The organism is Pantoea sp. UBA5035 (genome assembly GCF_002415245.1).
Lineage (GTDB): Bacteria > Pseudomonadota > Gammaproteobacteria > Enterobacterales > Enterobacteriaceae > Pantoea > Pantoea septica.
In genome coordinates this window covers 15007-34007 of the sequence record NZ_DICD01000014.1, presented here as the reverse complement: position 1 = coordinate 34007, position 19001 = coordinate 15007, and the positions used below count along the sequence as shown (strand labels likewise).

Here is a 19001-nt window from a genome sequence, read left to right as displayed (position 1 = left end):
ATAAGCAATCTGTCAGTCTGTGATCGCACCCGCAATTAATAGCCGCGACGGCGTTCTAACTTGCTGATTTTACGACGCAGCTTGCGGCGCGCCCGCTCGCGACTATCGCCGCAAAAGGCGCGATACACCCAGGCGGCAACCAGTGCCAGCACCAGCCATGGCAACAATTTGATTACAAGCGCAAACAGGCCGCCGATAAACATCACCGCCGTCGCGACCACCAGCGCCGCCAGCACGCCCAACAGCGAGACGCCTGTGACCAGAAGCATCAGGAAAAAGCCCAGCACAAATAGAATTTCCACGTTGTTACTCCTCTTGTTAGTTCTACAGCCTTATTACAAGAAGCGTGCCAGAGTTTATCTGTTTGAATAAAAAAGAAAATATCTATCAAGCCCGTCTTAACAGTGGCGAATTTCATCGATTTTTGGCGTAAAAAAAACCAGCGCTCAGGCTGGCTTTTTTACCGCTGCCGCGGGTGATCAGGCTTCCTGCGGGATCTTATCCGCTACTAGCGCCAGCGCCGCTTCCAGCACGCGTACGTCTGCGCCCGGCTTATGGGCGTTTTCACTCAGATGACGACGCCACTGACGCGCGCCGGGAATGCCCTGGAACAGGCCGAGCATATGACGCGTGACGTGGCCGAGGTAGGTGCCCTTCGCCAGTTCCGCCTCTATATAGGGATACATGCTGCGCACCACCGCTACCGGATCCGCAACCGGCGCGTCACGGCCGAACAGCTCGCGATCGACCTGCGCCAGCAGGCCAGGATTCTGGTAGGCCTCGCGTCCCATCATCACGCCATCGAGATGCTGCAGATGCGTTTTCGCCTCTTCCAGCGACTTCACGCCGCCATTAATGGCGATAGTCAGCTGGGGAAAATCACGCTTTAGCTGATAGACGCGTGGATAGTCGAGCGGCGGAATTTCGCGGTTCTCTTTCGGGCTCAGGCCGGAAAGCCAGGCTTTACGCGCATGGATGATAAAGGTGTCGCAGCCGCCGCGCTGCGCGACGATGCCAACAAAATCGGTCAAAAAGGCGTAGCTGTCCTGCTCGTCGATGCCGATACGGGTTTTTACCGTTACCGGAATCGAAACCACCTGACGCATGGCGTCGATGCACTCGGCCACCAGCGACGCTTCCGCCATCAGGCAGGCGCCGAAACGTCCGTTCTGGACGCGATCGGAGGGACAGCCGACGTTGAGGTTTACCTCATCGTAGCCACGCTCTTCCGCCAGCTTCGCGCACTGCGCCAGCGCCGCCGGATCGCTGCCGCCAAGCTGCAGCGCGACCGGATGTTCCGCCTCGCTGTAGGCCAGGTAGTCGCCCTTGCCGTGAATAATGGCGCCGGTGGTCACCATTTCGGTGTAGAGCAGCGCGTCGCCGGTCAGCTGACGATGGAAATAGCGACAGTGTCGGTCGGTCCAGTCGAGCATCGGCGCGATGGAAAAACGTTGCGAGGAGAAAGAATTGCTCATGAAGCGCAGAAAATCCGTTAAGGGTGATGATAATCTGCGCAATGATAGCACATTTACAAGGTGCCGGGCGACTCTGCATCGCCCGGCATAATGACGGCTAAAAATTGCCGATTAGAAGTTAAACCCGAGCTGCATCATCGCGCCCCAGGTGTTGTTGTCGCCTACTGAACCCGCCAGATCCAGATGCACCGCGTTGTTGAACGGCGACACGCCGAAGCCGGCGGTGAAGACATTTTCATCATTGGATTTCATATCCGCGCGGTAGCCGGCGCGCAGCGCCAGCCAGTCCAGCACGCGGTATTCGCCGCCGACACCCGCGTACTGGCTGCTCTCTTCCGATTTAAAGCGTTTCGTTTCGGTAAGATCCACATCCAGCGCCGCGGTAAAGGGTCCGCCGTTCCACGACAGGCCCGAGGTCACCAGCGGACGGATCTGGTAGGTGTCGCGATAGCCGTTGGTCTCTTTGGTTTTCAGATCGCGCGACACCAGGTTCTGTCCGGTGACGCCCAGCGTCCAGTTGTCGCCTAGCGGCGTCGCTAAGCCGGCATCAACGTTGAAGCCGGTATTATCGTTGCGGTAGCGGCTGCCGTTGAGATCGTTTTTATCGTAGTTGTAGATGCTGGCGGTGTAGTTATAGAGCCAGGTTTTCTGGATCTTCGGCGTGACGCCGATCGAAACCGGATGTCCCGCCACGCTGAACTCGTGCGCCACGGCGATGCCGTAGTCGGTGACCAGCGCCGCCAGTCCGTTTGCGCTGGAACGCAGGTTATTCTGGTCGCCCGGAACGGGAATAACGGTGCCGTTTGCCACGCCGTCGAGATAGGCGATGTCGCTCTGCGCCACGTTGGCGCGCAGGTGCACCGTGCCATACGCCTTAGTGATAAAGGCGAAGGGCAGCGTTTCATTGGGAACGGTCACCGCCAGCGCGACGCCCGCCGTGCCGTTGGCTTTGTTGCCGCGCAGGTCGCGCAGCTGGTTCGCCACGTCTCGCGACGCCGTTTTTAACTGTGGATAGCCGTTGAGATAGTCGCGGAAAGTCAGGCCGTTGATCACGCCACGGTAGCGATCGACGGTATCGCTGATGTCATCGACTTTATCGACCATCTTGTCTTTATCGGTAATCTGCAGGCCGGCAGAAGGAAAAATAATGCCGACGTTATCGTCCGGCTGTGCGCGCGTCATTAGCGCCGGGTTCGCCAGCACGGCAGAGCTCCACGTAGAGGACGCAACGCCTGTACCGCCCATCGCGTCGTTGCGCGCATCATACCAGGTCCCCGCGGCCATAGCGGAAGAAGAGATAAAGAGCGCGTTTAAAACAGCAGGATATAAAAGCGCAGAGCGCCGGGTGGTTTTGTTCGCCATTTGTCTGCCATCACCTTGATCAGGAAAACATTCATCATCGGAATTTGTCGTTAGCGCTATTGTGAATCTCGGCTAACGGTTCATTGCTGTGAATTCAGTCGTAACAGCACTGTTATTCGCCGGATTGGATGTTTTAGCTACAAATCGGCGCTTTTATTATTTAGCGGGGTAGTCAAAAAGGATATTAAGGCCAGCAGTTGCTTAAGGCCTCATGAACATTAGTGCTTAACCTGGTGAGTTGTAAAGCAAAACTATAATTTTGTTGTTTTATGTGTCAAAGATGTTGGCACTGATTAGCATTGCAGGAACAACTTCATCAAGCGCATACCAGCCTAATGCATTGATATTAATAGGTCATGACAGGGATTGCGCTGAAAGCGCGCAACTTAAGCGCAAGCGCATCTGCTGTGATAAGATAACATCTCGTTTTTAGCGGAGAATCACCATGTCGACAATGACGCCAGAAAAAATCATGACTCAGGCGGAAAAGCTCTGCCTGCAACGCGGAGTGCGTCTGACCGCACAGCGCGCTGAGGTGTTACGTCTGATGGCGGCGCAGCATGGGTCGATTAGCGCTTACGACCTGCTGGATCAGCTACGCGCCAGCGAACCGCAGGCGAAGCCGCCGACGGTTTATCGCGCGCTCGATTTTTTGCTGGAGCAGGGTTTTATCCATCGCGTGGAATCAAACAATAGCTACGTGGTTTGCCATCATTTTGAGGCGCCAGCGCATACTTCGGTGATGCTGGTATGCGATCGCTGCGCGGCAGTAACGGAAAAGCAGGCGCAGGGCGTCGAAAATATCATTGCCGATCTGGCTGGCGAAGCGCGCTTTACGCTACGACATAGCGTGATTGAGGCGCATGGGCTCTGTACCCAATGTGCGGAAGTTGAAGCCTGTACGCATCAGGATAGCTGCAGTCACGATCATGAGTCTGAAGGGAAAAAGCGCGGAAAAAGAGGGTAAGCGGCACTTCCCTGTGCCGATCGCTCAGGTGAATCCTGAGTGAGGAGATTACCAGCGGTAATCTTTATTCTGGGTTTCCCAGTCTGAGACTTCTTTCTCTGCCTCATCCTTAGCGTAACCGTAGCGTTCCTGAATTTTGCCGACAAGCTGATCGCGTTTGCCTTCGATAACCTGCATGTCATCGTCGGTCAGCTTGCCCCATTTTTCTTTGAATTTGCCTTTGAACTGCTTCCAGTTACCGCTCGCTTCGTCTTTATTCATGTCAGACCTCCACGTCATCCTTAGTTTTACATACCACCACACATTGGCAGTACGACAATACAAAGCGCTGCTGTGTCGCGCTGTTGTAAGATAATTATAGTAGACGAATCGGCAACTGGCGGATAAATACAGAATAATCCGTCAGGCGCAGCGTTTTACGGCTGCCGCTGTGCGCGTAAATTAACTTTGAAACCAGCGATTTAAACGCCATTCACGCCGCCAGATGAGCCAAAGCGAAACGCCGCGCAGCGCAAGAAACATCGTGACCGCCAGCCATAAGCCGTGATTGCCTAGCCAGGGAAGAGTCAGCAGCGTCAGGAAGTAGCCAAGCGCGGCCATCGCCATACTGTTGCGCATTTCGCGTCCGCGCGTCGCGCCGATAAACAGACCGTCCAGCAGATAGCACCATACGCCCGCCAGCGGCAGAACGATCTGCCAGATGAGATAGCGATCCACCAGCTGGCGCAGCGACTCTAGCGAAGTCAGCATCGACACGATAGCGTCGCCGCTCGCCGCATAGATGAGCGCAAAGGCCAGCGCGACCATGCCCGCCTGTCGGCAGGCGGCGCGCCACACCGACAGCAGTCGTTCTCCGTCGCGCGCGCCATAGGCCTCGCCAGAGACGGCTTCCACTGCATAAGCGAAGCCGTCGAGCGCATAGGCGGTAAAGGTGATAAACATCAGCAGTACGGCGTTAGCGGCGACAATCTCCGGCCCCAGTCGCGCGCCGATTAGCGTCAGCGATGCAAAGCAGAGCTGCAGCAGCAGCGAGCGCAACATAATGTCGCGATTGAGACGCAGCAGGCGGCTGATATCGCCGCGCCAGCTCTCTTTCAGCATCGCTATCGAGATGCCGCGTAGCTTCAGTACGCGCCACACCATCGCCAGCCCAACCGCCAGCGTGACATATTCCGCCAGCGCCGTGGCGCTCGCCGCCCCTGCCACGCCCCACTTCAGCCCGAGCACCAGCCAGAGATCGAGCAGAATATTGACCGCGTTGCCCACCACCAGCAGCACGACCGGCGCGCGGGCATACTGCACGCCCAGCAGCCAGCCGAGGATCACCATGTTCGCCAGCGTCGCCGGCGCGCTGAGCCAGCGGATATGAATAAAGATCGCGGCCTGCTCCTGCACCTGCAGATCGCCGCCCGCCAGCCGACCCGTCAGCGCGCTGAGCGGCTCGCGCAGCAGGATAAACAGCAGGCCCGCAAGCAGCGCCATCAGGAGCGGCTGCGTCAGGGCGCGCGCCAGCGCCTGCGTATCACGCGCGCCAAAGGCCTGCGCGGTAATGCCGGTGGTGCTCATGCGCAGAAAGAGTAAAAGCATAAAGACGAAGCTGGTCGCGGTCGCGCCAATCGCTACGCCGCCCAGGTAAACCGGACTGTCGAGATGGCCGATAACGGCGGTGTCCACCAGGCCAAGCAGCGGTACGGTGATATTGGAGAGGATCATCGGCAGCGCCAGCCGCCAGAGTTGTCGGTCGTCAGCAGAGAAGAGACGCATCAGCCGGTCCATGCCTGAAAACGTAAAAAGAAGCGAGGCGGCCCCGGCGCGACGTTAGCCGCAGGAGGCGCATGAAAAGATTACCGTACAGACGCCTGACAAAGTGATGCAGGCGTCTGAAAGCCAGCGGTCAGAGCCACTCGCCGTTGCGCACCACGCCTACCGCCAGACCTTCAACGGTCAGCGACTGCGTGCGGGTGTCGACGATAATCGGCTCGAAGTCGTTGTTTTCCGGCAGCAGATGAACCACGGTGCCCTGCTTTTTCCAGCGCTTTACCGTGACTTCGTCATCGATGCGCGCCACGACGACCTGACCGTTACGCACATCCTGCGTTTTATGCACAGCCAGCAGATCGCCATCCATAATGCCGATATCTTTCATCGACATACCGGCGACGCGCAGCAGGAAGTCAGCAGAGGGCTTAAACAGGTCGGGATCGACTTTGTAGTGCGTTTCAATATGTTCCTGCGCCAGCAGCGGCTCGCCGGCGGCGACGCGGCCGATTAGCGGCAGTCCGTTGGACTCTTCCTCTTCCATCAGCAGGCGAATGCCGCGTGATGCGCCGGAAACGATCTCGATAACGCCTTTACGCGCCAGCGCTTTGAGGTGTTCTTCGGCGGCGTTGGGGGAACGGAACCCCAGCTGCGAGGCGATCTCCGCACGCGTTGGCGGCATGCCCGTCTGGTTGATATGGTCGCGAATCAGGTCATAAACCTGTTGCTGCCTGGTGGTTAATGCTTTCATCCCGCCCCCTGGTTGTTTATACAGTCGCTGTGAGTATATACAGGTATTGGCGAAATGAAAACCAAAACCCAGGGAAATAACAGCCATTTGGGCAATTCTGGAAAGGCTACCGCAAATGGGTCCAGAGCAGCGCGATCCAGACAAACAGCGCCAGTATGATGGTGAGCAAGACGGCGGCGGAGCCCATATCTTTCGCCCGCCCCGCCAGCGGATGCCTCTCCTGGCCGATGCGGTCGACTACCGCCTCAATGGCGCTGTTGAGGATCTCGACGATGATCACCAGCACCACCGATCCGATCATCAGGATGCGCGCGACGGTGTCGACGTCCAGCCAGCAGGCGATGACGATGGCGACGATGGCGGCCGTGGCTTCCTGACGAAACGCGGCTTCATGCTGCCAGGCGGCGCGTAGCCCCTGCCACGAGTAGCCTGCCGCTTTCACTATCCTGAGTAAACCGGTGGTATTACTTGCCATTGCGAGGGAACCCTTTTAGTTGTTTGACGTCAATGTCTGGGCCAGGTGCGTTTGGCACCACCACAGATCTTCGCAGCACTTTCTGATATGCTTGCGGCGCTTTGCTAACAAGAGGCTTCATGTTGTCTATGTCAGGTTGGCGTAAACTTTATTATAAATTGTTGAATTTACCACTTTCCATTCTGGTAAAAACGAAGGCTATTCCGGGCGATCCCGTTTCCGAACATGGACTCGATCCGACGCGGCCGATTATGTACGTGCTGCCATACGATTCCAAGGCAGATTTGCTGACGCTGCGCCAGCAGTGTCTGAAGCATAATTTGCCCGATCCGCTGTCGCCGCTGGAAATCGACGGCGCGCTGCTGCCGCGCCACGTGTTTATCCACGACGGCCCGCGCGTATTCCCCCATTTCGGGCCGAATACGGAGTCGGTGAAGATTTTCCACGAGTATCTCGATCTGCACCGCAACAATCCTCAGCTCGATATCCAGATGCTGCCGGTATCGGTGATGTTCGGGCGCGCGCCTGGCCGCGAGGTTCAGGGCGACGATGCGCCGCACCTGCGCGAGCTTAACGGGGTTGAGAAGTTCTTCGCTATTATCTGGCACGGCCGCGACAGCTTTGTGCGCTTTTCCCCGACGGTTTCGCTGCGCTGGATGGCGACGCAGCACGGCACCGATAAATCGATCGCGCAGAAACTGGCGCGCGTGGCGCGCATTCATTTCGCGCGCCAGCGTTTAGCCGCGGTCGGCCCGCGTCTGCCGGCGCGTCAGGATCTCTTCAACAAGCTGCTGCAGTCCAAGGCGATTGAAAAAGCGGTGGAAGAAGAGGCGCGCAGTAAAAAGCTTTCCCATGAGAAGGCGCAGCAGAACGCCGTCGAAATGATGGAGGAGATCGCTGCCGACTTCTCCTATGAGGCGATCCGCGTCACCGATCGCGTGATGGGCTGGCTGTGGAGCCGTCTCTATCAGGGCATCAACGTCAACGGCGGCGAACGCGTGCGCCAGCTGGCGGAAGATGGCCATGAGATCGTCTATGTGCCCTGCCACCGCAGCCACATGGATTACCTGCTGCTCTCCTACGTGCTTTATCACCAGGGTCTGGTGCCGCCGCATATCGCCGCAGGCATCAACCTGAACTTCTGGCCAGCCGGCCCGATCTTCCGCCGCCTGGGCGCGTTCTTTATTCGTCGCACCTTCAAAGGCAACAAACTCTACGCCACCGTGTTCCGCGAATATCTCGGCGAGCTGTTCAGCCGCGGCTACTCGGTCGAGTATTTTGTTGAAGGTGGGCGCTCACGTACCGGTCGTTTGCTCGATCCGAAAACCGGCACGCTGGCGATGACGCTGCAGGCGATGCTGCGCGGCGGCAAACGTCCGATTACGCTGGTGCCGATCTACATCGGCTATGAGCACGTGATGGAAGTGGGCACTTACGCCAAAGAGCTGCGCGGCGCGGCGAAAGAGAAAGAAGGCTTTATGCAGATGGTGCGCGGCCTGCGTAAGCTGCGTAATCTGGGTCAGGGCTACGTTAACTTCGGCGAACCGCTGCCGCTGGTGAACTACCTCAACAAGCAGGTGCCGGAGTGGCGCGACGCCATCGATCCGATTGAACCGCAGCGTCCCAGCTGGCTGACGCCAACGGTGAACGATATCGCGGCGCGTCTGATGGTGCGCATCAACGAAGCGGGCGCCGCCAACGCCATGAACCTGTGCGTGACCGCGCTGCTCGCCTCACGTCAGCGTTCGCTAACCCGCGAGCAGCTGATCGAGCAGCTTGAGTGCTATACCGAGCTGCTGCGCAATGTGCCCTATTCGCCGGAATCGACCGTGCCGCCGCTTTCAGCGGAAGCGCTGCTGAACCATGCCATGAGCATGAATAAGTTTGAAACCGAACAGGACAATATCGGCGACATCATCATTCTGCCGCGCGAGCAGGCGGTGCTGATGACCTATTACCGCAACAATATTCACCATATGCTGGTGATGCCGTCGCTGATCGCCGCCATTATTCAGCAGCACCCGAACCTGAGCGAAGCCGAGCTGCTGCGCCAGGTGCGTCTGATTTACCCGATGCTGAAAAGCGAGCTATTCCTGCGCTGGGAAATCGACGCGCTGCCGGCGCTGCTGAGCGCCCTCTGTCAGGAGCTGGCGCGTCAGGGACTGATTACTCTGCAGGATGGACAGCTGCGCCACACCGCCGCGCGTTATCGCACGCTGCAGCTGCTGGCCGCTGGTATCCGCGAGACTCTGCAGCGTTTCGCCATCACCTTCTCGATTCTCAGCGCGAAGCCGACCATCAACCGCGGCACGCTGGAGAAAGAGAGCCGTATGCTGGCGCAGCGTCTTTCGGTGCTGCACGGCATTAATGCGCCGGAGTTTTTCGATAAGGCGGTGTTTACCACGCTGGTGCTGACGCTGCGCGATGAGGGTTATATCAGCGACACCGGCGACGCCGACGTCGAGCGTACGCAGGCTACCTGGCATATTCTGGCCGATCTGGTGACCAGCGATGTGCGGCTGACCATCGAAAGCGCGGTGGCGCACGAGTAGCCTGCCGCGGGCAGCAAAAACCAGGGGCGACAGAGATGTCGCCCTTTTTTGTTCCCTGGAAGGTGCCTGCGCGGTGGGCATGGCCCGATCGCAAAGACGCAACAGCGGCATCCATGCCAGCTCGGCCCGCGTCATCCCTGACGCGGGACGCTTTGCTCTTCGGGCCATGCCCACCGCTTGTTTCAGCATGGGTGCCCGTTAAAAAACGGCGTTTAAAACAGCTGGCTAAACGGCGGCGTATTCAGCACTACGCCGATAAACACCACCAGGCCGACATAGTTGTTGTTAAGAAACCCCTGGAAGCAGGCGTCGCGCTCGCGGCGAACGATCAGCTTTTGCTGGTAGAGAAACAGCGCGGCGGCGCCGAGCAGCGACCAGTAAAAGAAGGCGTTAAGCTGCATCAGCAGACCCACCAGCGCCAGCAGCCCCAGGGTTGCGAGCTGCAGCAGGCCGATAATCAGCTTGTCGTAGCGACCAAACAGAATCGCCGTCGATTTAACGCCGATCTTGATATCGTCATCGCGATCGACCATGGCGTACTGCGTATCATAGGCGACGGTCCAGCAGATATTTGCCAGGAACACCAGCCAGCACTCCAATGGTAAGGACTCACTAACCGCTGCCCAGGCCATGGGAATCGCCCAGCCGAACGCCGCGCCTAACACTACCTGCGGCAGATGGGTATAGCGCTTCATAAAGGGATAGCACCAGGCCAGCGCCAGCCCGCCGAGCGAAAGCAGAATCGTCATCAGGTTCATGGTGAGCACCAGCGCGAACGCCAGCAAGCCCAGCAGCACAAACAGGATTTTCGCCTCTTTCTCGCTGACCGCGCCGCTGGGCAGCGGACGACCTGCGGTACGCTTCACGAAGCCGTCGACCTTGCGGTCGGCGAAGTCGTTAATCACGCAGCCCGCCGCGCGCATCACAAACACGCCGAGCACAAACACCACCAGCACCGACAGCGGCGGCACGCCCATATCCGACAGCCAGAGCGCCCACAGCGTCGGCCACAGCAGCAGCAGCGTGCCGATCGGTTTATCAATACGCATCAGGCGGCTATAGGCCTGAAACTTACTCATCTGTACGCTTTTTTCCACGTTTAATCGTCCTCAGGCCAGGTCGCGATAGAGCGGCGAGGCGGGTAAAAACAGTTCGGTCAGCAGCAGCGGCTTGCCCGACAGCCGCAGGCGCGAGCGGCGTCCCCAGAGCGCGCCGACGCTGCCCGGTTCGATAAAGTCGCGGCTTAAGGTCGAAGAGGAGAAAAGATAGCGGCCAAGCGGGCGCGTCCCCAGCTGTTGCAGCATCTGTTCCGGGCCGTTGAGCGTGCTTTCCGGCACCAGCGTGCGGCCGATAAGCCAGGGTTCGTCATCGCCGCACAGCACGATCTCGCGCAGCCAGAAGCGCGCATCGTCCGGCAGAAGCGCCCTTTCATCGGTGAGTTCATCGGCGTTGATAAAGCCTTCGCGCATCGGCCGCACCGTCACCTGCCGACAATGCTGCTCGAAACGGCGCGTCATGGAGTCCTCCTCCATCAGCCAGTCCAGCAGCGGCGCGGTCAGCGTCGGATGCGTAGATGGCAGCCAGTTGAGCGCGCGTAATAAGCTGAGCGCCTCTTGCGACATATCACCACTCCCGTCAATTTTGAGGGCAACAGTGTAGCGCAGAGGCGCGGCGGGCACACCTGGCGGCCGTTATTCGCGCTTCAGGCGATTGCTGTTTGCCAGCCACAGGGTCACCACCAGAATCAGGATGGCGCCGGAGTAGCAGAGCGTATCGAAGGGATTTTTATGGTCGACGATAATCAGCCGAATAATCGCCGTAATGCCGATATAGACAAAATAGCGCAGCGGGAAGTGGTAGCCAGACTGGAAGTATTTAACGATCAGCGCGATAAATTCGAAGTAGAGGAAATAGATCACGATCCCCTCAATCAGCAGATAAGAGGAGGCCTGTTCCCCGACGTTTAGCAGCACGTTAGCAAGGTGCAGCGTCTCTTTGCCCAGAAACACCGCCAGAATAACCGCCAGCGCCAGCAGTCCCAGATTCAGCACCCATTGCAGTGCCAATGCGATGTACTGACCGCCAGTGGGTTTAACGTTCATGATTTGCCTCGATAATGGCTTTTTAGTAAAGGATCGTCATCATGCTGTAATGTGATATAGATCACAAGATACCGCCGGCGCGCCTTCGCCGCGGCGGATAAAAATCCAGCATCGATCCCCTTCCCGTATCAGCGAACTGGTCTACAGTTAAAAGGTCGGCAGCGCGCGCAGGTCGCTTAAAACTCAGGAAAAATTGCGCCCGTCCGGCCGTTCGTTTTGCAGATTGCTCTTTCCGTCAGGCTGGCTCTCTGCTGCTTTTTAGCCTGACGGTTATGGAGTGGCATGACGTGTTAACCCTGCTTAATCTTCTCTCCGCCGTTGCCCTGCTGGTCTGGGGCACCCATATCGTGCGCTCCGGCATTATGCGCGTCTTCGGCGCCGACCTGCGTCGCGTGCTCAGCCGCAGCATCGAAAAGAAACCCATGGCTTTCCTGGCCGGTATCGGCGTCACCACGCTGGTGCAGAGCAGTAACGCCACCACGCTGCTGGCGACCTCATTTGTGGCCCAGAAGCTGATGGGCCTGACGCCTGCGCTGGTGGTGGTACTGGGCGCCGACGTCGGCACCGCCATCATGGCGCGTATTCTGACCTTCGATCTCTCCTGGCTGTCGCCGCTGTTTATCTTTTTCGGCGTGGTCTTCTTCCTGTCGCGCAAGCAGACGCGCATCGGTCAGATGGGCCGCGCCAGCATCGGGCTGGGGCTGATTTTGCTGGCGCTGCAGCTGATTGTCAGCGCCGCCCGGCCGATTACCCAGGCGGCTGGGGTACAGGTTCTCTTCTCCAGCCTGACCGGCGATATTCTGCTGGATGCGCTCATCGGCGCGGTCTTCGCCATTATCAGCTACTCCAGCCTGGCGGCAGTGCTGATTACCGCCACGCTGACCGCCGCAGGCGTGATTTCGTTTAAAGTCGCGCTCTGCCTGGTAATCGGCGCCAACCTCGGCAGCGGCCTGCTGGCGATGTTGAACGCCAGCGGCTCCAATGCCGCCGGCAAGCGGGTGGCGCTCGGCAGCCTGCTGTTCAAACTGCTCGGCTCGCTGGCGGTGCTGCCCTTTATCAACCTGCTGGCGCCCTGGCTGGATAAGATGCCGGTCAACGACGAAGAGCTGGTGATCTTCTTCCACGTCTTCTACAACCTGATCCGCTGCCTGATTATGGTGCCCTTCGCCGACCCGATGGCGCGGCTCTGCAACCGCCTTATCAGCGACGATGCCGAGGCGGATATGGCGATGAAGCCTCGCCATCTCGACCGCAGCGCGCTGGATACGCCGACGCTGGCGCTGGTTAATGCCGCGCGCGAGACGCTGCGCATCGGCGACGTGCTGGAAATGATGCTGGAGGCGTTCAATAAAGTGGTGCACGGCGAAGTGCGCGAAGAGCGCACGGTGCGGCGGCTGGACGACGACGTAGACGTGCTTTATACCGCTATCAAGCTCTATCTGGCGCGCATGCCGAAAGAGGATCTGTCGGAAGAGGATTCGCGCCGCTGGGGTGAAATTATCGAAATGTCGCTGAATCTTGAGCAGGCGGGCGACATTATCGAACGCATGAGCGGCGACGTGGCGGATAAGGCGTTGACGCCACGCCGCGCCTTCTCGGCGGAGGGCATCAAGGAGTTAGAGACGCTGCATGAGCAGCTGCTGGCGAACCTGCGCCTGAGCCTGTCGGTATTTCTCTCGCGCGACGTCACCAGCGCGAAACGGCTGCGTCGCGCCAAGCATCGCTTCCGCATTCTGATTCGCCGCTTTTCGCATGCGCATGTCGAGCGACTGCATCAAAAGAACGTCCAGAGCATTGAAACCAGCTCGCTGCATCTCGGTCTGCTGGGGGATATGAAGCGCCTGAATTCGCTGCTGTGCAGCGTGGCCTATACGCTGCTGGAGCAGCCGGACGACGAGCGAGACGAGGAGTAAAGCGGGGGCGCCCGGCCCCCGCTCTGTTACTTTTTGTCGACCGGTTTGCCTGACCAGTAGCCCGCCAGCAGCGAACCAGAGAGATTGTGCCAGACCGAAAAGAGCGCGCCCGGCAGCGCGGCCAGCGGCGAGAAGTAGAGCTTGCCCAGCGTCGCCGCCAGCCCGGAGTTTTGCATGCCCACCTCCAGCGCCAGCGTGCGGCAGGTCGACTCGTCGAAGCCGAACAGCTTGCCGCCCCAGTAGCCGCCCAGCAGGCCGATGGCGTTATGCATCACCACGGCGGCAATCACCATCAGGCCGACCGATCCGATAAAGCCCTGGCTGCCCGCCACCACGGCGCTGATGATCAACAGAATGCATACCATAGAGAAAGCCGGCAGGTAAGGCTCGATCCGGCGCACCAGACCGTTAAAACTGTGGTGGACGATCAGCCCCAGGCTAATCGGGATCGCCACGATCTTCACGATGCTGAGCAGCATGCCCACCACGTCCACCTGAATATGCGTATCGACGTAGAAGCGCGTCAGCAGCGGCGTCGCGAAAACGCCCACCAGCGCAGAAACCGAGGAGATGGTCACCGACAGCGCGACGTCGCCCTTCGCCAGATAGATCATCACGTTCGAGGCGGTGCCGCTGGCCACGCTGCCCACCAGGATCATGCCCGCGGCGAGATCCGGCGGCATCTGGAACAGCTTCGCCAGCGCCCAGGCGGCGAGCGGCATCACCAGATAGTGCAGAAAGGTGCCGGCGATCACCGGCGCCGGACGCACCAGCACGCGTTTGAAATCGTCGATATTAAGCGTAACGCCCATACCAAACATAATCAGCATCAGCAGCCAGGAGACCCAGGGTCCGATGCCGAGAAAAGTGCCGGGCGAGTAGTAGGCGGCCACCGAGAGCAGCACGGCCCACAGCGGGAACAGGCGAGTTAATTTGGCGAGCATAGCCAGACTTCCTTCTTTGAATGTTGTGTTTTTTCGCGAATTTGCCACAGAGAAACGCGACGCAGGAACGGGTGCGCCAGCGGAGCGGGATCATAACATTTCGTTATCGCAAGGTGAGGCCAGAAGGGAAAATGGGGATCGACTGCTGCCGATCCGCCAGATAGTGCCGGAAATACGCTGGCTTTTGCGCTAAAAAGCGGTCGATCGCACCAGCCGGATCCGATCCGGCCGGGCGGATCGTTATTCGAACAGGTTTTTATGCAGCGCGCGCACCACGCTTTCCGCATCTTCGCCCGGCACCAGGAAACAGAGGTTGTAGCTGCTGGCGCCGTAGCAGATCAGCCGCAGGTTAAACGGCTCAAGCGTGCCGAACACCTCTTTGCCGACGCCGCGCGCGCGGGAGAGGTTATTGCCGATGATCGCCACCAGCGCCAGGTTCTCTTCCACTTCGACGCGGCAGAGCGACGACAGCTCCGTCAGCAGCGCCTGGGTCAACAGGCTGTCGCCGGTGGAGGTCGAGCCAGTGGTGTCGAGCGTCAGCGCCACGCTCACTTCCGAGGTGGTAATCAGATCCACGGAGATATTATGGCGCGCCAGGATAGTGAACACTTCGACGAGGAAACCGCGCGAGTGCAGCATGTTGAGGCTGTGCAGCGTCAGCAGCGTCTGGCGACGACGCAGCGCCAGCGCGCGGAACAGCGGCGGGTTGGCGGTTTCGCGATGCACGCGCGTGCCGCCGGCGGCGGGATCTTTGCTTGAGCCAACAAACACTGGGATGTCGCTGCGCACCGCCGGCAGCAGCGTCGCCGGATGCAGCACCTTGGCGCCGAAGATCGCCATTTCAGTCGCCTCTTCGAAGGTGATGTCGTCGATACGCTTCGCGGACGGCACCACGCGCGGGTCGGTGGTGTAGATGCCTGCTACGTCGGTCCAGATATCGACGCGCGCCGCTTTCAGCGCCTCGCCCAGCAGCGCGGCGGTATAGTCGCTGCCGCCGCGTCCCAGCGTGGTGGTGCGGCCCTTTTGCTCGCTGCCGATAAAGCCCTGGGTAATCACCAGCGACTGCGCCAGACGCGGCGTCAGCAGCGCGGCGGCCTGTTCGGCCAGCGTCGCGATTTCCGGCTCGGCGCGGCCGAAACGGTCGTTGGTGCGCATTACTTTACGCACGTCGAACCACTCCGCCTCGACCTGACGCTCGCGCAGAATCTCCACAAACAGCAGCGTGGACATCAGCTCGCCGTGGCTGACCAGTTCGTCGGTAAGCGCGTTGGAGGTCGCCAGCGAGGCGGCGTCGGACAGCATGGTGATGTTTTCGATCATGCGATCGATTTCATCACGGATAACGGCCGGATTTTGCAGGCGTTCGACAATCGCATACTGGATGCGGCGAATTTCGTCCAGCAGGTAAGCGCGCTGCGCCTGCTCCTGGCCTTCCGCCAGCGAGACCAGCAGGTTGGTCACGCCCGCCGAGGCGGAGAGCACCACCAGACGCGTGTTGGCATTGGCCAGCACCACATCGGCGCTGCGGTTCATAGCATCGAAATCGGCAACGCTGGTGCCGCCAAATTTCGCCACGATCAGAGTTTGAGACATGTACGACCTCGTGTCAGGTTATCTTCTCCCGCGTTTATGGGACGGGAGACATTGTATCAGCCTTGGCACAAGGGAAGAGCAGAATTGGGCAGACAAGATCAGGAGACGAGTCACCCAGAAGCACTTCACCTTGCGAAGCGACCGACTGTGGACGCCTCTGGTGACAACCCAGGGGATTCAGCCCCTGCAGCCGACAGGCAACACTCCGTGTGTTGACCACCTCGGCGTCGCTCCCCCTGATGTGTTATCCCCGGATACGGTTCCTCCAACACACTGCCTGGGCGACGCGCCTCTTCTGGCTTGCGCACGGGTGCGCAAGTAGCCGCATAAAAATACCGGGTCATAAGGTTGCTGTCTACGTCTGTCGGCGATTTGCTGCGCCCGCAGAGCTAAATGGCCTCCTTCAGACCGGTTTATTCTGATTCGGCACAAGGTTCGGCGACGGCATTAGCGGCACAATACGCGCCGCCTGAACTGAAAATCGCCCGCGGCGACAGGCTAAAACGGCGCGCGGTTTCCGGCGCGCGATCCGCTGCCGCCCGCCGCAAAGGTGACGACGCCGACAAAATTTTTCCTTTCAGCGGACACTATTTGTCATACTGAAACGCTATACGGGTGTGGTTGCCCACGATGGAATGACGGTTCTTAAATCAACAAGAGTGTTGCCATGAAAAATATCAATCCGACCCAAACCGCAGCCTGGAAAGCGCTGCAACAGCATTTTGAACAGATGAAATCGGTGACTATCGCCGAGCTGTTCGCCCAGGATGCCGATCGTTTTGCTAAATTCTCCGCCACCTTTGACGACCAGATGCTGGTGGATTTTTCGAAAAACCGCATTACCCAGGAGACGCTGGACAAGCTGCAGGCGCTGGCGAAAGAGACCGACCTGAGCGGCGCAATTAAGTCGATGTTCTCTGGCGAGAAGATCAACCGCACCGAAGATCGCGCCGTGCTGCACGTCGCGCTGCGCAACCGCAGCAATACGCCGATTCTGGTAGACGGCAAAGATGTGATGCCGGAAGTGAACGCGGTGCTGGAGAAGATGAAGCACTTCTCCGAGCGCATTATCGGCGGCGAGTGGAAAGGCTATACCGGCAAAGCGATCACCGACGTGGTGAATATCGGCATCGGCGGGTCGGATCTGGGTCCGTTTATGGTGACAGAGGCGCTGCGCCCCTATAAGAACCACCTCAATATGCACTTCGTCTCCAACGTGGACGGCACGCATATCGCGGAAACCCTGAAAGATCTCAGCCCGGAAACCACGCTGTTCCTGGTGGCGTCGAAAACCTTCACCACCCAGGAAACCATGACCAACGCCCACAGCGCGCGCGACTGGTTCCTGAAAACCGCCGGCGATCAGCAGCACGTGGCGAAACACTTCGCCGCGCTCTCCACCAATGCGAAAGCGGTGGGCGAATTCGGCATCGATACCGCCAATATGTTTGAGTTCTGGGACTGGGTCGGCGGCCGCTACTCGCTCTGGTCCGCCATCGGCCTGTCGATTATCCTCTCTATCGGCTTCGACAACTTCGAGCAGCTGCTGAGCGGCGCGCATGCCATGGACCAGCACTTCTCCACCACGCCAGCCGAGCAGAACCTGCCGGTGCTGCTGGCGCTGATCGGCATCTGGTACAACAACTTCTTCGGCGCCGAAACCGAAGCGATTCTGCCTTACGATCAGTACATGCACCGCTTCGCGGCCTACTTCCAGCAGGGCAATATGGAGTCTAACGGCAAGTACGTCGATCGCGACGGCAACCCGGTGGATTACCAGACCGGCCCGATTATCTGGGGCGAGCCTGGCACCAACGGCCAGCACGCGTTCTACCAGCTGATCCATCAGGGCACCAAGCTGGTGCCGTGCGACTTTATCGCGCCGGCCATTACCCACAACGCGCTGGCGGATCATCACCAGAAGCTGCTCTCTAACTTCTTCGCCCAGACCGAAGCGCTGGCGTTCGGCAAGTCGCGCGACGTGGTAGAGAAAGAGTTTGCCGATGCCGGCAAGTCTGCCGAATCCGTCGCGCATATCGTGCCGTTCAAGGTGTTTGAAGGTAACCGCCCGACCAACTCGATCCTGCTGCGCGAGATCACGCCCTATAGCCTCGGCGCGCTGATTGCGCTTTACGAGCACAAGATCTTTACCCAGGGCGCGATCCTGAATATCTTCACTTTCGACCAGTGGGGCGTAGAGTTAGGCAAGCAGCTGGCTAACCGTATTCTACCGGAGCTGGAAAACAGCGCCGATATTACCAGCCACGACAGTTCCACTAATGGCTTAATTAATCGCTATAAATCCTGGCGTTAATAAAGTCTCAATCCTGTAAAGGCGGCCGCGCGGCCGCCTTTTTCTTGCCGCTGCGAACAAAATAACCGCCCCCGCGCAGAGAATATGCGCAATTCAGACGGGATAATTCTTAAATTAAGGTGAGATTCTTCTGAAGATGCAGAGAGAAACTCCGTCTCTCTCGCGTTTTAAATGGTCCTTATCCGTCCACCAGCCTCTGCCTTCCTTATGTTTTTTAAAGCAATTTTATTTTCAGGCAGCCAGGCAAATTCTGATAATCTCTTTTCCGGTCCAGTCATTAATAAAAAAGCGTAAAACGCTTTGCATTTAATTTTTGGCCAGCAAAAAATGCTAACCTCTGTTAAATCTTACCAATAAAAAGGAGGTTATCGCTGTTTATCCCCTTTTTTAGCCAAAATAAAACGCCCTTACCGACCGCTTTTTCCCACGCTGAACTCTGGTAATTTGTTGCCCTATACTGAACGCGCCCGAAAACGGGTACATCCTTCATTCACTCAATGCAGGACAAGCTGTATGAAAAAAATCATGGTTGCCGGAGCAGCCGTACTATACGTCGCAGCGCATTCCGTGGCTTTTGCCGCTCCGGAAGAAGCGGGTGCCGCAGCGGGCGCGCAGGCGGGAGCAATCTCCGCCGGCACCTCGACCGCTGTCGGTATCGGCGCGCTCGGCGCATTAGTCGGTGTCGGCATTGCCGCTTCTGGCGGTGGTGACGGCGCGAATACCGGTACAACAACCACGACCACAACGAGCACCACTCGTTGACGTAGCACCTTTAAACATAACCACACAGCCGTG

At 58.6% G+C, this 19001-nt stretch carries 17 protein-coding genes and 1 riboswitch; of the genes, 5 read left to right on the top strand and 12 right to left on the bottom strand.

Annotation, left to right across the window (positions count from 1 at the left end):
• Positions 1–35: 35 nt before the first annotated feature.
• The 3 genes from pspG to B3229_RS10200 all read right to left on the bottom strand — a co-directional run bounded on the left by pspG (position 36) and on the right by B3229_RS10200 (position 2837).
• Complete coding sequence (pspG, locus tag B3229_RS10210; protein ID WP_048781404.1) at positions 36–302, bottom strand: envelope stress response protein PspG; 267 nt, start codon at positions 300–302, stop codon at positions 36–38.
• Positions 303–479: 177 nt separating this feature from the next.
• Positions 480–1475 carry a tRNA dihydrouridine(20/20a) synthase DusA gene (dusA, locus tag B3229_RS10205; RefSeq protein ID WP_286870536.1) on the bottom strand — a complete coding sequence of 332 codons (996 nt, stop codon included), beginning with the start codon at positions 1473–1475 and terminating at the stop codon, positions 480–482.
• A gap of 111 nt (positions 1476–1586) precedes the next feature.
• A complete protein-coding gene (locus B3229_RS10200; RefSeq protein ID WP_286870533.1) occupies positions 1587–2837 on the bottom strand; it encodes a conjugal transfer protein TraF in 1251 nt (416 codons plus the stop codon).
• Positions 2838–3282: 445 nt separating this feature from the next.
• Between B3229_RS10200 and zur the strand changes: the two genes are divergently transcribed.
• Entirely contained in the window at positions 3283–3804 is a 522-nt protein-coding gene (gene zur, locus B3229_RS10195) for a zinc uptake transcriptional repressor Zur (RefSeq protein WP_048781408.1), read from the top strand.
• Positions 3805–3852: 48 nt separating this feature from the next.
• Here the strand turns inward: zur and B3229_RS10190 are convergent, their stop codons facing one another.
• The 4 genes from B3229_RS10190 to B3229_RS10175 form a co-directional block, all read right to left on the bottom strand.
• Positions 3853–4065 carry a CsbD family protein gene (locus tag B3229_RS10190; protein ID WP_033749146.1) on the bottom strand — a complete coding sequence of 71 codons (213 nt, stop codon included), beginning with the start codon at positions 4063–4065 and terminating at the stop codon, positions 3853–3855.
• Positions 4066–4245: 180 nt separating this feature from the next.
• Entirely contained in the window at positions 4246–5568 is a 1323-nt protein-coding gene (gene dinF / locus B3229_RS10185; protein WP_286870530.1) for an MATE family efflux transporter DinF, read from the bottom strand.
• A gap of 130 nt (positions 5569–5698) precedes the next feature.
• Positions 5699–6313, bottom strand: coding sequence for a transcriptional repressor LexA (gene lexA / locus B3229_RS10180; RefSeq protein ID WP_033749144.1), 615 nt, complete (start codon positions 6311–6313; stop codon positions 5699–5701).
• Positions 6314–6419: 106 nt separating this feature from the next.
• Complete coding sequence (locus B3229_RS10175) at positions 6420–6788, bottom strand: diacylglycerol kinase (RefSeq protein WP_286870527.1); 369 nt, start codon at positions 6786–6788, stop codon at positions 6420–6422.
• A gap of 128 nt (positions 6789–6916) precedes the next feature.
• Between B3229_RS10175 and plsB the strand changes: the two genes are divergently transcribed.
• On the top strand, positions 6917–9340 hold the full coding sequence (gene plsB, locus B3229_RS10170) for a glycerol-3-phosphate 1-O-acyltransferase PlsB (RefSeq protein WP_048781414.1): 2424 nt from the start codon (positions 6917–6919) through the stop codon (positions 9338–9340).
• A gap of 212 nt (positions 9341–9552) precedes the next feature.
• Here plsB and ubiA read toward each other — a convergent pair whose 3' ends face one another.
• The 3 genes from ubiA to psiE all read right to left on the bottom strand — a co-directional run bounded on the left by ubiA (position 9553) and on the right by psiE (position 11442).
• Positions 9553–10419 (bottom strand): 4-hydroxybenzoate octaprenyltransferase, encoded by an 867-nt coding sequence (gene ubiA / locus B3229_RS10165; RefSeq protein WP_179944787.1) that lies wholly within the window; start codon positions 10417–10419, stop codon positions 9553–9555.
• Between the two features lie 30 nt (positions 10420–10449).
• On the bottom strand, positions 10450–10962 hold the full coding sequence (gene ubiC, locus B3229_RS10160; protein WP_033749141.1) for a chorismate lyase: 513 nt from the start codon (positions 10960–10962) through the stop codon (positions 10450–10452).
• Between the two features lie 69 nt (positions 10963–11031).
• Complete coding sequence (gene psiE, locus B3229_RS10155; RefSeq protein ID WP_033749140.1) at positions 11032–11442, bottom strand: phosphate-starvation-inducible protein PsiE; 411 nt, start codon at positions 11440–11442, stop codon at positions 11032–11034.
• Between the two features lie 287 nt (positions 11443–11729).
• Here psiE and B3229_RS10150 point away from each other — a divergent pair, with 287 nt between their 5' ends.
• Complete coding sequence (locus B3229_RS10150) at positions 11730–13355, top strand: Na/Pi cotransporter family protein (protein WP_286870524.1); 1626 nt, start codon at positions 11730–11732, stop codon at positions 13353–13355.
• Between the two features lie 26 nt (positions 13356–13381).
• Here the strand turns inward: B3229_RS10150 and panS are convergent, their stop codons facing one another.
• Positions 13382–14299 (bottom strand): ketopantoate/pantoate/pantothenate transporter PanS, encoded by a 918-nt coding sequence (gene panS / locus B3229_RS10145; RefSeq protein WP_033749138.1) that lies wholly within the window; start codon positions 14297–14299, stop codon positions 13382–13384.
• Positions 14300–14539: 240 nt separating this feature from the next.
• On the bottom strand, positions 14540–15892 hold the full coding sequence (gene lysC, locus B3229_RS10140) for a lysine-sensitive aspartokinase 3 (RefSeq protein ID WP_033749137.1): 1353 nt from the start codon (positions 15890–15892) through the stop codon (positions 14540–14542).
• A 110-nt stretch (positions 15893–16002) separates the two neighbouring features.
• A riboswitch (Lysine riboswitch) is annotated at positions 16003–16195 on the bottom strand.
• A 364-nt stretch (positions 16196–16559) separates the two neighbouring features.
• On the opposite strand from lysC, the gene pgi reads away from it, so the two are divergent.
• Positions 16560–18206, top strand: coding sequence for a glucose-6-phosphate isomerase (pgi, locus tag B3229_RS10135; protein ID WP_033749136.1), 1647 nt, complete (start codon positions 16560–16562; stop codon positions 18204–18206).
• 513 nt (positions 18207–18719) lie between these two features.
• Positions 18720–18968 carry an exopolysaccharide production protein YjbE gene (gene yjbE, locus B3229_RS10130; protein ID WP_033749135.1) on the top strand — a complete coding sequence of 83 codons (249 nt, stop codon included), beginning with the start codon at positions 18720–18722 and terminating at the stop codon, positions 18966–18968.
• Positions 18969–19001 lie beyond the last annotated feature (33 nt).

Bases quoted from the DNA above. Each gene is read 5' to 3' on its own strand.
- dusA (WP_286870536.1), bottom strand. From the start codon at position 1,475: ATGAGCAATTCTTTCTCCTCGCAACGTTTTTCCATCGCGCCGATGCTC.
- B3229_RS10200 (WP_286870533.1), bottom strand. From the start codon at position 2,837: ATGGCGAACAAAACCACCCGGCGCTCTGCGCTTTTATATCCTGCTGTT.
- zur (WP_048781408.1), top strand. From the start codon at position 3,283: ATGTCGACAATGACGCCAGAAAAAATCATGACTCAGGCGGAAAAGCTC.
- B3229_RS10190 (WP_033749146.1), bottom strand. From the start codon at position 4,065: ATGAATAAAGACGAAGCGAGCGGTAACTGGAAGCAGTTCAAAGGCAAA.
- dinF (WP_286870530.1), bottom strand. From the start codon at position 5,568: ATGCGTCTCTTCTCTGCTGACGACCGACAACTCTGGCGGCTGGCGCTG.
- lexA (WP_033749144.1), bottom strand. From the start codon at position 6,313: ATGAAAGCATTAACCACCAGGCAGCAACAGGTTTATGACCTGATTCGC.
- B3229_RS10175 (WP_286870527.1), bottom strand. From the start codon at position 6,788: ATGGCAAGTAATACCACCGGTTTACTCAGGATAGTGAAAGCGGCAGGC.
- plsB (WP_048781414.1), top strand. From the start codon at position 6,917: ATGTCAGGTTGGCGTAAACTTTATTATAAATTGTTGAATTTACCACTT.
- ubiA (WP_179944787.1), bottom strand. From the start codon at position 10,419: ATGAGTAAGTTTCAGGCCTATAGCCGCCTGATGCGTATTGATAAACCG.
- ubiC (WP_033749141.1), bottom strand. From the start codon at position 10,962: ATGTCGCAAGAGGCGCTCAGCTTATTACGCGCGCTCAACTGGCTGCCA.
- psiE (WP_033749140.1), bottom strand. From the start codon at position 11,442: ATGAACGTTAAACCCACTGGCGGTCAGTACATCGCATTGGCACTGCAA.
- panS (WP_033749138.1), bottom strand. From the start codon at position 14,299: ATGCTCGCCAAATTAACTCGCCTGTTCCCGCTGTGGGCCGTGCTGCTC.
- lysC (WP_033749137.1), bottom strand. From the start codon at position 15,892: ATGTCTCAAACTCTGATCGTGGCGAAATTTGGCGGCACCAGCGTTGCC.
- pgi (WP_033749136.1), top strand. From the start codon at position 16,560: ATGAAAAATATCAATCCGACCCAAACCGCAGCCTGGAAAGCGCTGCAA.
- yjbE (WP_033749135.1), top strand. From the start codon at position 18,720: ATGAAAAAAATCATGGTTGCCGGAGCAGCCGTACTATACGTCGCAGCG.